Annotated in this window: 12 protein-coding genes; 5 read left to right on the top strand and 7 right to left on the bottom strand. The window is 36.1% G+C overall.

Annotated elements, in window-relative coordinates; translation table 11 throughout:
* The first annotated feature begins 122 nt into the window (after nt 1-122).
* Nucleotides 123-2,957 (top strand): DNA polymerase I, encoded by a 2,835-nt coding sequence (polA, locus tag AC07UM_RS19545; RefSeq protein WP_494684279.1) that lies wholly within the window; start codon nt 123-125, stop codon nt 2,955-2,957.
* 86 nt (nt 2,958-3,043) lie between these two features.
* Here polA and AC07UM_RS19540 read toward each other — a convergent pair whose 3' ends face one another.
* From AC07UM_RS19540 to AC07UM_RS19520, 5 genes are all read right to left on the bottom strand, one after another.
* On the bottom strand, nt 3,044-3,766 hold the full coding sequence (locus AC07UM_RS19540) for a hypothetical protein (RefSeq protein ID WP_494684278.1): 723 nt from the start codon (nt 3,764-3,766) through the stop codon (nt 3,044-3,046).
* Between the two features lie 490 nt (nt 3,767-4,256).
* The gene (locus AC07UM_RS19535) at nt 4,257-4,991 is read right to left on the bottom strand and encodes a protein phosphatase 2C domain-containing protein (protein WP_494684277.1); all 735 of its coding nucleotides are present in this window, start codon (nt 4,989-4,991) and stop codon (nt 4,257-4,259) included.
* 43 nt (nt 4,992-5,034) lie between these two features.
* Nucleotides 5,035-5,283, bottom strand: coding sequence for an FEKKY domain-containing protein (locus AC07UM_RS19530; protein WP_494684276.1), 249 nt, complete (start codon nt 5,281-5,283; stop codon nt 5,035-5,037).
* 480 nt (nt 5,284-5,763) lie between these two features.
* Nucleotides 5,764-6,162 carry an immunity 22 family protein gene (locus tag AC07UM_RS19525; protein WP_494684275.1) on the bottom strand — a complete coding sequence of 133 codons (399 nt, stop codon included), beginning with the start codon at nt 6,160-6,162 and terminating at the stop codon, nt 5,764-5,766.
* Nucleotides 6,163-6,177: 15 nt separating this feature from the next.
* Entirely contained in the window at nt 6,178-6,762 is a 585-nt protein-coding gene (locus AC07UM_RS19520) for a hypothetical protein (protein ID WP_494684274.1), read from the bottom strand.
* 202 nt (nt 6,763-6,964) lie between these two features.
* Between AC07UM_RS19520 and AC07UM_RS19515 the strand changes: the two genes are divergently transcribed.
* Nucleotides 6,965-7,612 carry an MgtC/SapB family protein gene (locus AC07UM_RS19515; RefSeq protein WP_494684273.1) on the top strand — a complete coding sequence of 216 codons (648 nt, stop codon included), beginning with the start codon at nt 6,965-6,967 and terminating at the stop codon, nt 7,610-7,612.
* A gap of 34 nt (nt 7,613-7,646) precedes the next feature.
* On the opposite strand, the gene AC07UM_RS19510 is transcribed toward AC07UM_RS19515, so the two are convergent.
* A complete protein-coding gene (locus AC07UM_RS19510; protein ID WP_494684272.1) occupies nt 7,647-8,132 on the bottom strand; it encodes a copper resistance protein NlpE in 486 nt (161 codons plus the stop codon).
* A 294-nt stretch (nt 8,133-8,426) separates the two neighbouring features.
* Between AC07UM_RS19510 and AC07UM_RS19505 the strand changes: the two genes are divergently transcribed.
* The 3 genes from AC07UM_RS19505 (at nt 8,427) to AC07UM_RS19495 (ending at nt 12,709) form a co-directional block, all read left to right on the top strand.
* A complete protein-coding gene (locus AC07UM_RS19505; protein WP_494684271.1) occupies nt 8,427-10,565 on the top strand; it encodes a S46 family peptidase in 2,139 nt (712 codons plus the stop codon).
* 72 nt (nt 10,566-10,637) lie between these two features.
* Nucleotides 10,638-11,636, top strand: a complete 999-nt coding sequence (locus AC07UM_RS19500) for a polysaccharide deacetylase family protein (protein WP_494684270.1) — start codon at nt 10,638-10,640, stop codon at nt 11,634-11,636.
* Entirely contained in the window at nt 11,633-12,709 is a 1,077-nt protein-coding gene (locus tag AC07UM_RS19495; RefSeq protein ID WP_494684269.1) for a GNAT family N-acetyltransferase, read from the top strand. Before AC07UM_RS19500 ends, AC07UM_RS19495 begins: the two co-directional genes overlap by 4 nt.
* A gap of 59 nt (nt 12,710-12,768) precedes the next feature.
* On the opposite strand, the gene AC07UM_RS19490 is transcribed toward AC07UM_RS19495, so the two are convergent.
* Nucleotides 12,769-15,636, bottom strand: coding sequence for a M16 family metallopeptidase (locus AC07UM_RS19490; RefSeq protein ID WP_494684268.1), 2,868 nt, complete (start codon nt 15,634-15,636; stop codon nt 12,769-12,771).
* Nucleotides 15,637-16,093: the final 457 nt, after the last annotated feature.

The following is a 16,093-nucleotide window of genomic DNA, read 5'->3' as shown; positions in this document are numbered from 1 at the left end:
GAATTCACTATTCACGATCTCAAGCCTTGTAACCCGGATTTCGAAACTCAATACCCCGAAACCCTTATCCTGTACTACCAACTTTCACTCCTATTTTCATATATTTGTTCATTATTCAAAATATGGACGCAACACAAGATAAAAGGCTGTTTCTCATCGATGCCTATGCGATGATTTTCAGAGGATATTACGCATTAATCAGGAATCCGAGACTCACCAGCAAAGGACTGGATACTTCTGCCATCTTTGGTTTTACAAATTCTTTGATCGAATTGATCAGAAGAGAAAAACCTACCCACCTGGCAGTTGTTTTTGATGTAGGGCAGGCAAGTGTAAGAACTGATGATTATTCAGAGTACAAAGCCAACAGAAGCGAAACTCCTGAAGCGATCAAAATTGCCGTTCCATACATTCACAAAATTCTGGAAGCAATGCATATCCCAATTCTTGGAGTAGAAGGATATGAAGCGGATGATGTCATCGGGACTATTGCATGCAAAGCAGAAAAAGAAGGATATACCACTTTCATGGTGACACCTGATAAAGATTTTGCACAACTGGTGACCGATAAAATTAAAATTTATAAGCCAGGTTTAAAAGGTGGCGATATTGAAATTCTCGGAGTCGAAGAAGTAAAAGCTAAATATGAAATTGAAGACCCTAAACAGGTTATTGATTTCCTTGCCATGATGGGTGATGCGGTAGATAATATCCCTGGACTGGAAGGGGTAGGAGAGAAAACTGCTATGAAATTCCTGAAAGAATTCGGAAATATCGAAACGTTGCTTGCCAATACCGATAAACTGAAAGGAAAGCTTAAAGAAAAAGTGGAGGCTTCTGCAGAGCGTGGGATTTTGTCTAAAAAATTGGCAACCATTATCTGTGATGTGCCGGTAGAATTCCATCAGGAACAATATGACCTTGAAACTCCGGATTTTGAAAAAGTAAAAGAAGTCTTCGATGAGATAGAGTTCAGAAGACTATATGAAAATCTATACAGAGCTTTTGCTCCTGCCACTACAGAAACATTAGTGGTGAGTGAAGTAGAAGTGAAACAGACTCCAACAGGAGCAGAAGTTAAAGGACAGGTGATGCAGCTGGATCTTTTTGCCAATTTTGAAGAGTTGGAACAGGCTACTTCTACAAAATCCAGCATTGAACAGAACGATCATCTGTATCAGTTCATCGATAATCCTAAAGCCCAAAAGAAACTGGTTGATAATCTTTTACAGCAAAAAGTAGTTTGCTTTGATACAGAAACTACTTCATTAAACGAACTGGAAGCAGAATTGGTGGGAATGAGTTTCTCTTATAAAAAAGGACTTGCCTACTATATTCCTCTCTCTGAAAACAGAGAAGAAGTGTTGCAGACCTTGGAGATTTTCAGACCGTTTTTTGAAAAAGAAGACCTTTTGAAAATTGCTCACAATCTGAAATACGATTATAAAGTTTTAAAACAGTACGACATCACTGTTAAAGGGGCTATGTTTGATACTATGATTGCCCACTACCTATTGAATCCGGATGGAAGACACGGGATGGATTATCTTTCGGAAGTATACCTGAATTACAAGCCTGTATCTATTGAAACCATTATTGGAAAGAAAGGGAAAAAACAAGGCAGCTTCAGAGATGCAGATCTGAGAACACAGACGGATTATGCGGCAGAGGATGCAGATGTAACTTTCCAACTTTATGAACTTTTTGCACCACAGCTGAAAAAAGAAAATCTGGAAGAACTTTTCTACAATATTGAAATGCCGCTGATGGAAGTACTGGCAAAAATGGAACTGGAAGGGATCTCTCTGGATGAAAAATGGCTGGCACAGGAAAGTATTGACCTTGAAAATGATCTGAAGCAATTAGAAGCTACGATTTTTGAACTTTCAGAAGAAGAATTCAATATGAATTCACCTAAACAGTTGGGCGAAATTCTGTTTGAAAAAATGCAGCTGGATCCAAAAGCTAAAAAAACAAAGACAGGACAATATGCAACCTCAGAAGATGTTCTGCAGAAATTGTCCTCAAAACATGAGATCATCAAACATATCCTGGAATACAGAACCTATCAGAAATTAAAATCAACCTATGTAGACGCTTTGCCTTCACAGATTGAGAAAAAAGATAATAGAGTACATACCAACTTCTCACAGACGACAGCTGCTACAGGCCGTTTGGCGAGTGTAAACCCGAACCTGCAGAATATTCCGATCCGTACCGTGAGAGGACAGCAGATTCGTGGCGCTTTTGTTTCCGGAGAAGGCAAGAAGATTATCTCTGCCGATTATTCACAGATTGAACTTCGTTTAATTGCTGAAATTTCTGGAGAAGATAATATGATCAAAGCTTTCCAGGATGGAGAGGATATTCACGCTTCCACAGCAGCCAAACTTTTTAAAATTCCTTTGGAAGAAGTTTCCAAAACCCAGAGAAGTCAGGCAAAAACCGTCAACTTTGGGATCATCTACGGACAAGGCGCTTTTGCTTTGGCAGAACAAACCGGATTATCCCGTACAGAAGCCAAGCAAATGATCGAAGCTTATTTCGAAACGTATCCAAAACTGAAAGCATACATGGCAGAACAGGTGAGTAAAGCACGTGAGATGGGCTATGTGGAAACTATTTTAGGCAGAAAACGTCATCTGAAAGACATCAATTCCAACAATTTTGTGGTAAGAGGCCACGCAGAAAGAAATGCAGTAAATGCACCCGTTCAGGGAAGTGCTGCAGATGTTGTAAAGCTTGCCATGATTAAAATAGACAAGGAAATCAGTGAACAGCAGCTAAAAACAAAAATGCTGCTCCAAGTACATGACGAATTGATATTCGAGTCTCCCATGGATGAGATTGAAACCGCTTCAAAACTAATCAAAACTGAAATGGAAAATGCCTTAAAAACACAGGTTCCATTATTGGTAGAGATTGGAGTAGGGGATAACTGGTTAGAAGCGCATTAATGAATACTGCATCATACCTTAATGATACAATAAAAAACTTCCGCCCAAAAGGCGGAAGTTTTATTTTTATTAGAGTCAGGAGACTTTTATTCTTTTTCTACAGAATTATACGCATTACTGACAACATCATCCAGAGAAACATTTTCAAATAAAAATCTCTCCTTTTTCACTTGGGCTTTTTGAATAGTTGATGGCATTTCCTCTTCCATTGTATTGATGTTCTCAAGTGTAATTTTACCTTTCATGGGTTCGTAATAGAGAGCAGATTGAGAACCCGCTCCCATATTATAAGTTTCAATATAAGTAAGAATCAGATCACCACCGATATATTTAAATTTACTGAATTGATTACCGTTAGGCCCAATATCATACAGATTGATATTCAATGTTCCTTTCTCAATACTGATATCTTCGGTATCGTGCATTTTATAACCATATTCATTGTATTCTTTAGGAAAAACGGTTTCAGAACTTTTAAATGACCGGTATGTTTTATCAGGATTTTTTAAAAGAATAATAACCTTTCTCTGTGCTAAAGAGTCATCTTTTTTTCTTAAAATTAAAACTTTGTCAGGAAGGCTATCCTGGTTGAGATCACCTTCAGCTTCATATTGAATTTCGTACTGATCTGAAACAAAATCTGAGATTTGTTTTCCTGCTGTTGATAGTTCGTTTTGAACTTGAGTAATATTTTGTACCGAATCCTTTTTTATAGTGGTTGAAGAGTCTTTCGAAGCGTCTGCTTTAGTTTTATCACATGAATAAACGATCAAAGAAGATAAAAGTAAAATAGAAATGTTTTTTTTCAATGGTGTTTGTTTTTAAGAGATGCAAATCTAGCTTTTATTTTCTGATAATGTAAAAGCAGAATACACAAACATCCCAGAAAGATAACCGGGAAAAAAGAAAGTGATATTGTGTATTGAATCTCTGCATTGAAGTCATAAGTACTCCATGAAGATTCTCTATCTACAAAAATGGAGTAGTTCCAAAATAACCAGACAAATGCCAATAATAGAAACTCAATGCCAACTTTGACGAGTGTCTTTTTAATAAAGAAAAATAAAAAAAAGACAGCTGATAAGAAAACACCTGTTAGAAGCGACATAAATACAGCGTCTTCAAAAAAACTACAATCCAGGCATCCACTCGACATTCGCTCTGAAAGACTTCCCATAGACCAGTAAAATTGCATAAATGTAAGAATGGAAATAATGGTTATACTAATGAATAACCTTTTCGAAAATAGGTAGAATGGATGAGGTTTAGATGGTTCTTTAGTGTTCAAAATATTTGATATTATTTTATCATTCTTATCATAGCCAAATCATCTGTCGGTTTTACGCCATACTGATGCTCCAGCTGTTTAAGTTTTCTGTTAAGCATTTCTTCCGTATCGTTATTTTGGTGGTCAATCATTAAATATTGCATAAAGTTGATTCCTTCTTCAGAATCAGTCTTTTTGATTTTTGAAAAACTTGAAATACCATCAGTTGCAATAGAAACGTCATCCAAATGGTCAAAAAATATTTTCTGAGACAGACTAGAATACCAGTCTTCAAAGTTTTCATGAAGATGATAAGCTAAATAATCCGGTTTGTTATTACGGTCGAATTCTGTGATGTTTCCATTGATGCAAACTACTCCGTCACCAATGGCTAAGACTACTCCGTCGTCCACTGTGATATCATAAACTAAGATAATAAGAGTGCTTAAGAGCTCTTTTTCATCCAGCATCAGATGGTTTTTAACAAATTTGAGTTCTTTGAATAAGCCTTTTATAATTTCTTTGAGCTCTTCTTCTAAACTGTGTTGGTTATCTTTTTCATATAATGTTCTGTAACCAGCTTCAATAATGACTTTACGTAAAATTTTTCCAATAAGTGTTGAAGCAAAATGACTGTCCATAGCTGTTGAACAACCGTCCATTACAGCACATACAATCTTATCCGAACCGATTTTTTTGATAAGAAGATCATCTTCACAATGATTAATATGATAATCTCCGATTTGTAGGGTAGAATATAAATTCATGAGAGGCTAAATTACTTCTATTTTTTGATAGGTAGCAATAGGCTTACTTCAAACCATCAATCTCTTTCCGCATTCTGTCTTCCCAGCCTTTTCCATTTCTTTTTTCGAGATAAGGATTCACTGTTTCTGTATATTTCTTTTGTGCTTTGGTATCAATAGGATCAATGATACAGCCTGTATTCATATACGTTATACCGTATTTTTTTTCGGATGTCCTGTATTTTGCTGAGGTTTTGCTCGTCATAATCGGTAATTGAGAAACCTCCGGCAAAAGGTATGGATACCTGATCATTTTTTATGTCTTTTTCAGCTTGCAGGATATATTCAACCTCTTTTTTGGAAAGTTCATTTTGATTCTTTATCAATTCATTTCCAGATGAAAAGATGAAAAAAAGAAGAACAATAGAATTAATAATGGGGTAAACTCTTAAAAACTTAGCCTTAAAATTAAATTTTTTAATAGATAGGCTGCTCACAAGATAAGTGACAAGAGTAGTAATGGCTAATATAACAGGAAAATATTCTAAACAGGATTCTTTTACAGAAAACCAGAAATTGAATTGCGTAGGGTAGTTAATAAAATATATCAGGAAATATAGGCTGTGGCCAGCAGCAGTATAATGATGACATTAATGATAATAAGATTCCTGTTCATGATCATAGTTTACAAATTAAATTATCACTTTCTATGCCATTTCAGTTTATCAATAACAAGTGACTACATTTCTGATGAAGCCACCTGTTATCAATGAAGGGAGATCATTTCCCAATATTAAACGTCGTATTCTATTTGACCTACATAATGCAGGGAAAAATCATCGTTTTCTGTAGAAACCGGATTAGGAATAGCAAATCTGGTCGCAAAAATAATGGCATTCACTGGAGTATCCAGACTGAGTTCATTCAGTTTTTGTTCCAGAATCGGAAGCCATTGGTCAGCATAAGAATATTCTGCAAACTTGTCATAAAGTCCAAGACTTTCGTCCTCAAAACCATACTCTATAAAGTCATCATCAAACCATTTGATGTTCTGAGATTCTGCAAATTTGGAAACATACTGATCTTCGCTTTCCTCTTCTATGTAATAATTTTCATCCTCCTCTACGAAACTATAAAAGTCTTCTTCATTTTTAAAATATCCTAACCAGAAGTGTGAAATTTCTTTATCCATAATTTTATATAAGTATTATTTTTTGATATTTTTTAGCAAGTGAGATTTTTCACCGCTGATAAGCATACCGGTCATTATTGCAAAACCTGCATCATCTCCTATATTAACATTGATTTTTTCTGAAAACTGCTGAATAAAATCGCCATTATTAAGGTCATATAGCCGGAATAGCGAATTCCCAAAAGTCATTCCCATAGATTGGTTGACATTGAAAACAACCGGAAGCAGCAATAAATCCGCACTGCCGAATTTTTCTTTAATATAATTCATTTCCTCAGTACTTATTACAGTTGTAAGATTGGGAAACATTTTTACTTCTTTGGATTTATAATCTTTTTCAGCGACTTTCTTTAAAATATCCATCACCTTTGTATCCATATTAGCCCGTAAAACAGCTACATCATTAAATTTTAATTGAAGAGTATCTCTTAAAATTTTCTTTGTAATATCGTCGTTATCTTTAAAATTGTTGATAATGGGTACAAAAGCAACGGTTGATCCACTACTTTTAAAAGAATAATTCTCATTAAATACTTTTTGGGCATGTAAAAATGTCATTCCGGATAGTACCGTAAATAATGCAAAAATAAGGCTTTTCATAGGAGGGTTCTTATTACAATCTTTTTGTTGATTCTCTTTTGTAGCTCTTTTATATGAGAGAATTATAACTATTAAAATGTAAAATTACAAAAGTTTTTTTGTGAAATAAATTTTTTGAGACGAAAGCACAAAATCTCCACAGCAAAAATAGTTTCTCGATCGTATTTTATTGTAAATTTATTCTAGGTTTAAATTAAAAATTATGGATTTTCTTCAGGACCATTACGCTGTCAAAAATGAATTACTGCTTATCCTTATTTCTGTTATTTTAGGACTGTTCATTGGTGCTGAACGCGAATACCGTAATAAATCTGCGGGGCTCAGAACATTTATTCTCGTCTGCTTCGGAGCCAGCCTGTTTACCATTCTTTCCATTAAAATAGGCGTTGCCAATCCGGACCGCCTTGCTGCCAATATCATTACCGGCATCGGATTTCTCGGTGCAGGTGTTATTTTTAAAGGAGATAATAAAATTGAAGGAATTACCACTGCAACTACCATTTGGGCAACTGCTTCCATAGGAATGGCGGTAGGTTCCGGATATGTTTATATTGCAATGTTGGGAACTGCTTTGGTTTTGATTATTCTAAGTGCCTTAACTTATCTTCAGAGTTTTATTGACAATTATAATAAAGTAAGAGAATACAGAATAGCAGTGAGTAGCTCAGGGGATATTAAATATTGTGAGAATATCTTTAAAGAAAATCGTTTAGCCTATCTGATGATCAGACAGCAGTATTCACAGGATGGTTTTACCGTTATTTGGAGAGTAACAGGAAGAAATAGCCATCATGAAGAATTAACCAAACGTTTGGTAGATGATCCTAAAATTAAGGGGTATCAATTTTAATGATCTAAAAACAAAAAAATAAAGGCCTGAGCCTTTATTTTTTCTTGAAGATATAAAGATCTTTGTTTGGACCATCCATCTCTTTTCCTTCCATATCCAGTTGGAGCAGAATGTTCTCACCAACCTTATATTTATAATTTACAGATTTTCCTTTTAAAGTAATCATGCTTCCTGTAGTATCCCATGCAAAAGATCCTTTATCCTGATTCTTTGAATTTTTGTCGAGATATTCCTCAGTAATGCTGAATGTTTTATCATTGTTCAATGTTAGAGATGTCTTGATTCCCGGGCAGTCAGCACATGGAACAGTTGCTTCATAAGTACCGGCCCAGTCCAATGCATTTTCCGAAGTATCACCAGCCGCTGTAGGCGTTGCTTTTGTGATACTGTCTGTAGAAGCAGGTTGAACCGCTGTTGCAGAATCTGTAGTACCGCTTGTTTCAGTGGTTTCTTTTTTAGAACATGAACTCAGGAATAGAGTTGATGCAATTCCCAACATGAGTACTTTGCTTTTCATCATAATAATTGATTTAAGGATGTTTTTTAGTAATAATTTGACTTCCAAGGAACAAAAATTACGCCAGAGGGAAGAATAAGATGATTGAATGAATCGTGAAATAGTCAATAGTCAATTCGCTTGTCAATTTTTTTTTTTAGTGAAGTGCCATCTGATCATAAATACTCACCATTCACTTGCGAAGCAAGATTCACTATTGACTATTCATTATTGTAAAATAGTTCCATAATAACTTTTCCGCCCGTTTTATAAAGGCTATTCTTATTTTTCTTCGTAAATTCGGGCAAAATTTTGATTATGACAAAAAAGATACTTTTATCTGTATTTCTTTTGCCGGCTGCAATGGCATTTGCACAACAATATGGCGGAATGTGGATTCCTACAGAGCTGAATGAAAAGGAAATGAAGGATTTGGGAATGAAGATTTCTGCAAAAGATATTTTCAATACCCAGAAACCAAGTATAAAGGATGCGGTAGTACAGTTTAATGGCGGATGTACTGCAGAGATTATTTCGCCTAAAGGGTTGCTTTTAACCAATCACCACTGTGGTTTCGGTCAGATTCAGGCACATTCTACTGTTCAGAATGACCTCCTTTCAAATGGATTCTGGGCAAAAAATACAGAAGGGGAACTTCCTAATCCGGGAGTAAAAGTAGATTTTATTGTAGATATAAAAGAAGCTACCGATCAGATTTTAGAAGGTACGGATAACCTTACAGAACCGGAACTTACTAAAAAGATCAACAACAATATTGAGGTTTATAAAAATGCTCAGAAAATTGAATCTTACCAGTCGATTCTGGTAAAGCCTATGTATTATGGAAATAAATACTATGCTTACACAATCGAAACATATAAAGACATACGTCTGGTAGGAGCTCCGCCTCAAAGCATCGGAAAATTCGGAAGTGATACAGACAACTGGGTTTGGCCTAGACATACCGGAGATTTCTCTATGTTCAGAATTTATGCAGACAAGAGCAATAAACCTGCAGAATACTCAAAAGACAATGTACCTTACGTCCCAAAACACTATTTACCGGTTTCTATAAAAGATAAAAACGAAAACGATTTTACTTTTGTATTCGGATTTCCGGGAAAAACTACAGAATATCTTCCTGCAATAGGCGTAGAGAAAATCATGAAGGATATTGATCCTGCAAGAATTGCTGTACGTGATGTTGCTTTGAAAACATTAGACGAAAAAATGCGTGTTGATAATGAAACACGTATCAAATATGCTTCAAAATTTGCTTCAGTAGCGAACTATTGGAAAAAATGGATCGGTGAGGTAGAAGGATTGAAAAAATCCAATGCTGTTGAGAAAAAAGTAATGTATGAAGGTTCTTTGGTGGCTAAAAACCCAGAGATCAAGAATACTTTGGATCAGTTGAACAAATTGTACAACGACCAGGCTCCTTATGCATTAAACAATGCTTATTACACAGAAGTGATCAGAAATGCTGAAACATTGAAGCTTGCCGGTGATTATTATGACTTTGTTGCCTCTGTGGAAGCAGGGAGAATGGATGAAAAGGAAGTATCAAAGTTAAAAACAAAATTAACCTCTTTCTATAAAGATTACAGCGCGGAACTTGATGCTAAAGTAACAGCAAAACTATTGGCTTTGTATGTTAATAAAACAGCGCCACAATTTTTACCTGCCGGATTCAACAAGTATAAAGACGAAAGTCCGAATATGCCTGTAATAGAAGAGATGTCTAAAAACTCTATCATCACAGGAAGAACGGCTGTAAATGGAGCAGCATTGACTACTGATATTGATAAAGCGTTTTCTAATCAGGATAAATTAATCAAAACGTTAAAGAAAGATCCTATTTATCAGCTGTACGTTTCTATGAAAGAAACGTATATGAAAACTGCAGATCCTCAGTATACTTCAATGCAGGCAAAAATAGATGCTTTACAGAAAAAGTTCATGGCTCAGCAGATGCAGACGGATAAAGACAGAAAATTCTTCCCGGATGCTAACTCTACGCTTCGTGTAACGTATGGTAAAGTAAAAGGTTCTGCTCCTAGAGATGCTGTTTCTTATGGTTACCAGACTCACCTTGCAGGAGTAATGGAAAAATATGTTCCTGGAGACTATGAATTTGATGTTCCAAAGAAACTGATTGACCTTTACAATAAAAAAGATTTCGGAAACTATAAAGATAAAACGGGTGACGTTCCTGTAGGATTCACTGCAACCAACCACACTACAGGAGGAAACTCTGGAAGCCCTGCTCTTGATGCCAACGGAAACCTTGTTGGATTGAATTTTGACAGACAGTGGGAGGGAACAATGAGTGACATCAATTATGACCCGCGTTTCAGCAGAAACATCATGGTTGATACAAAATATATCCTTTTCATCATCGAGAAGTTCGCTGACTCAAAGTGGCTTGTTGATGAAATGAAGGTGATAAAATAATTTATAAAAGTTATACCTTTAAGAATCTATTTGAATTGAGTTTTGAATAGATTCTTTTTTATTTTAAATAAGATGAAAGACAGGATCATCAATGCATTGGCGGCCTTAGAACCAGATAATATCGGAAAATCTTTTCCGCTGGATTACTGTCTGCCCCTGTATCACAGTGTCTCCGACAAAGAACTTCCGCATATAAAACATGTGATCCGTTATAAGACTACAAAACAATTTGAAGACGATCTGGATCATATGGCAAAGAACTTTCAGTTTGTAGACTGGCAGGAGTTCAAAGGATGTATGTCCGGAAATTTTAAACCTGAGAAAAAGATTGCCCTGCTGACTTTTGATGATGGTTTCAGAGAGTTTTATGATATTGCGGCTCCCATTTTGGAACGAAAGGGAATTTATGCCTGCAATTTTGTAAATCCGGCTTTCATAGACAATAAAGATATGATGTTCAGGTGCAAGGCCAGTCTTCTTGCAGATGCTGCTGAGAGAAAGAAAACGATAGATCCGGAAATTTATTTTGTCTTATCGCTTAAAAATGCAGACAGACGCTCTTTACAAAAGAAAATTTTAGCAATCAATTATCAGGAAAAAGATACTTTAGACTGGCTTGCAGAAAAACTTGAGGTAGATTTTAAAGCGTATTCAAAAGAATATCAGCCTTATGTAAGCACAGAAGAATTAAAAGAACTTACCCGAAGAGGTTTCGGAATCTCTTCTCACAGCTGGGATCACCCGAAATACGGAGATTTATCCTTGAAAGAACAGATGGAAACAACGGATAAGACTTTTGCTTATTTAAAAGAAAATGGCTTCCTCTATGAAAGTTTTGCATTTCCGTTTACCGATTTTGAAGTACAGAAAGATTTTTTTGATGAACTTTTTAAAAATGAAGAAATCTACTGCAGTTTTGGATGTGCAGGCGTAAAACTGGACAGCGTAAGTAGAAATTTCCAAAGGATTCCAATGGAAATGGGAGAGAGCGGAAAACAGATCCTGAAAAAAGAGATAGCTTATTTCAGACTGAAAAAACTGATCAATAAAAACACGATTATAAGAGAATGATAGCGCTGAAAACATTCAACAGAAAAGAACTGGAAGATTTTATATCCTCCGGAACTTTCCGGCAGTATGATTTTCTTCCTATTACTAAACATCGTGCGCTTTCTCACATTAGAAATCCCAAAGCATCAGACGATGACACACTTCTTATTCTGGCTTTCTTTGAAGAAAAACTGATTGGCTATGTAGGATGCTTCCCGGATAGTTTTGTCATTGACGGAAAAGAAATCCATTATGCATGGCTCAGCACCTTGTATGTAAACCCCGAATACAGAAAAAAAAGACCCGCAAAAGCATTACTGAAAAAGGTTTTTGAAGAGTATGAAGGGAGAATTGCCATTACAGAATTCACCAAAGAAGCAGAGGCTCTCTATAATATTATGGGTGTTTTTGAATATGTTTTTCCTAAAGAAGGGAAGAGGTATTACTTCAGAACCGATGCTGCTAAGATGATTCCTGAAAAAAAACCAGCAACCCAATCCTTAAAACCACTTTTCCAAATCCTGGATACGGGTGTCAACGGGCTGATTTCAATAAAGAACTTATCGACACAGAAACCAGACTTCAACTATGAAGTCCTTGGACGGATTGACAAGGAAAGTGCAGCGTTTCTGTCCGGATTTTCAGGCAGACGTCGTGCTGAAGAAATGAATGTTTTTATAGACAATCCATGGGTATTGGAAGGTAAGAAAGACGAGAAATATCTCTTTTCAAGTTTTGCTGACACATTTAAATATTTTTGGGTGAAGATTTTCGATCAGAATAATAAGCTCAAAGCTTGTTTGCTACTGCAGCTCCGCGATGGATACCTTAAAATTCCTTATCTTTTTTCAGATTCTGAATTAGCTGAGGTAGTCCGGTTTTTAAAATATTTCATGATTAAAAATAAAGTGAAAGGTTTTACCAGCTATCAGACCAAACTGAACGAAGCGATACTGCATTCAAAAGAATTTTCTTATCTCTATGAACGTAATTTTAAAAGGGAATATCTGTTTCACCAACAGTTGCTGGAATTGCTTCCCGAAGATTTTAATCCGGATTATCAGGATGGGGATGGGGATTGCATGATGACGTAAGGGAATTATGATAAAATAAAAAAACCGCTCAACAGAAATGTTGAGCGGTTTTTTTATTCTTAATGTCCAAAAATATCTTTCAGGCTTACTTCTTTAAATGTTCCCATTTTTTGAACAGCTTCCATATCAAGGTTTTCTTTTTTACCGATAATGGCTGTATTAAAATGTATGGATTTGACTTCTGTCTGATAAAAATGCTTAATATCCTCAAATTTCAAATTCTGGATCTGTTCATAGATATCCTTTCTGAAATCATGATAAATATTCAGTCTTTTCAACCTCAAAGTATTGAAAAATATATTATTTCGGGTAACTCTTGTTGAGGCAATCTGTTTCAGAGCGGCATTCTTCGCATTCTCGAACTGGATGGTCACTTCAGGAAGTTCTTCCATGAGCTCATTCAGAGTATCTACAGCAATCATCAATTTGTCTGGCTGAGTTCCGATATAAGTGGTCACATAGTCAGGATGATTCAGTTCAGAGTTGGCTGCGTAAGAAACGTAGGCAGAGTAGGCAAGACTTTTACTTTCTCGGATCTCCTGAAAAACAATGGAAGATAATCCTCTTCCAAAATATTCATTGAAGACATTGACCTTTCCAAATTGATGTGGGTTCACCAGATTTCCTTTTCCGATTTTGCTCATTTCCATCTGAACCATATCGTAGTTGATGAAATTGACATTTCCTCCCGTTGCAGGTTCCGGATAGTTCTTGGCTTCTGCTATCTGAAGGCTTTCAGTTTCTATATACTGACCAATATATCCCTTGAAATGTTCAAAATTTCTACCATAGAAAAATACCTGATAAGGATATTTGAAAAGCTTTTTCATTCTGTCGGTGAATACTTCAGAATTGCTGTTTTCAAGCTCTTCTTTCGAAATAACATCCGTAAAACGGGAGTTGCTGCCCAGTTTTGTATAATTGTTTAGAGCTGTTATGATACGGTTTTTATCCTTCTTTATGGCTTGGCGGTTTTCCAAAACAGTTCCTACAAACTGATTATAGATTTCCTGATCAGGTTTCACATCATGCATCCAGTGTTGCAGAAGAGCAATTCCTTTTTCTATATTCTCTTCCAGCCCGCTTAATGTGATGATCAGCTGATCATGGGTGGTCTTGAAATCATTACTGATCCCGATTTTGAAAAATTCGTTTTTTAAATCTTCAGGCGAAAGAGTATCCGTTCCCAAATATTGAAGCAGTTGAGTTGAAATTGCCAGATCTCTGTCATTGTCACTTCCAAAAGAAAAGATAAAATGCAGCTGTGCTATATCATTATATTTATTGGTAACGAAGCTCAGTTTCTTTCCTTTCACATCGTCAGTGGTAATCTCTTTCTGATAATTGATGAATTCAGGCTTTATATCCTCAGTTTTCTCAGATAAAATTTCCTGTAAAAACTCAGACTGGCTGTCACGGTTTATTTTAATAGGAGTGATACCCGGATTTTCAACTCTGATCAGCCTGTCATTGACTCCTTTTTCTTTATTAATGACAACATAATTTTCCTTGAAAAAATCATTAGCAAAACTGACTACTTCTTCCTTCGTAAAAGCAGCATACTCATCCATTTCATTCAATTCCTGTTCCCAGGTTCTGCCTTTTATATAAGTGTCGTAAAGATTGGTGGCCAGTCCTTCCGTTGTTTCAAGAGCTTTCATTCTCTGAAGTTTGAAATCATTGATGATAGCTGGTAGCATCCAGTCTGGAAACTCACCTTTCTTGATGAGTTCAATTTCTTCCAATACCAGGTCTTTTGCTTCCTCCAGGGTTTGGGTTTCTTTGGGAACCGCAACGATGGAGAAGTAACCATATTCCTTTAAACCTACAGAAAAAGCCTGCCCCCAAAGCATTTTTTGTGTCTGATTGATGTGAAGATCCAGTAATCCGGCTTCCCCTCTGTTGCTAAGAATGTTGGCAACGATATCCGCCAGCATGGCTTCTCTTGTTCCGTAACTATCTGTTCTCCATGCCAGCTGAGTCCGTGGAGTAGTAGGGCTTTTTACCGTTCTGGTTACAACTTCTGTAATAGGTTGTTCAGTAACCGGTGTCTTTTTAGGAAGCTCTTTATAAGGTAAGGTCCCGAAATATTGATCAATTAATTGAATAGTCTCTTCAAAATCAAGATCCCCAACCATTACCATAGCATAATTATTAGGAACATAATATTCATCAAAATACTTATGAATAGCCTTCATAGAAGGATTTTTCAAATGCTCAGGTCTTCCCAGTGTCGTTTGCTGCCCATTAGGATGAGTCGGGAAAAGAGCATCCATCAATTCATAATTTACAAGTCTTGTATCATTATCCTGAGCCCTGTTGAACTCCTCATATACAGATTCCAGCTCTGTATGGAAAAGACGGAGTACAATTTCGGAGAACCTTTCTTTCTCTATTTTTAGCCATTTTTCAAGCTCGTTGTTCGGAATATTATTTTTATAAACCGTTTCATCAAACCAGGTATGAGCATTGGTGCCACTGGCACCCAAAGAAGAAATAGCCTTGTCATATTCATTGGCAATGGCATATTGGCTGGCTTCCTGGGAAATTTCATCTATCTTTTTATAGATTTCCTTTTTCTTTTCAGGGTCCTGTTCAGCTTTATGCTCTTCATACAATCCCGAGATTTGGTCAATAAGTTCTTTTTCCTTTTCCCAGTTTTGAGTTCCCAGTTGAGGAGTCCCCTTAAACATCATGTGTTCGAGATAGTGGGCCAATCCTGTATTATCAGCAGGATCATTATTACTTCCCGTTCTTACCGGAATAAAGGTTTGTATTCTCGGAGCATCAAAATTTTGAGCAAGAAACACCTTTAAGCCATTTTTCAAAGTATAGATTCTGACGTTATTTTCGTCGTGGGTTACTGTAATATATTCGTTGTGGTTTTTATCAGTATGTACCGTTTCTTTATATTTTCTGTCTGTCATATATAAAACACATTTCATTCCTTAGAATCCGGAATGCAGTACAAATGTAATGAATCAAAAAAAATGTTCACCTGTTTTTATGACTATTACATCTATTATTATAGTTGAAAAGGTGAATCATCAGAAAGGAATTACCATTATTGAAGGGTATTAAGACAGGTAAATATGTTTTTTCCATCCTATATATAATATATGATTTTTATTTTGGAGCTATTCCTGCTATCCATTCCTACTCCTCGCGCCAACGCTCTCCGATGCTCAAACCCACCCACTCTCCAACGCAAGCTGTGGGGTAACCATTCCTATCAGGGCTAGGGGAGGTGTAATTATGAATGATGAATGATGAGTTGTGAATTAGGTTTTCGGCTTTCGCGCTCCGTTTTTTTGGTTTTAAGGTTACAATTCCAGGTTTTAGGATATGAATAGGAGTATTCTGTATCATCAACTTTCTCTCTTA

This window comes from Chryseobacterium sp. GW821-FHT04C04 (genome assembly GCF_059420365.1).
Note: the sequence above shows the minus strand (reverse complement) of the source record. Positions and strands in the feature narration are given on the sequence as shown.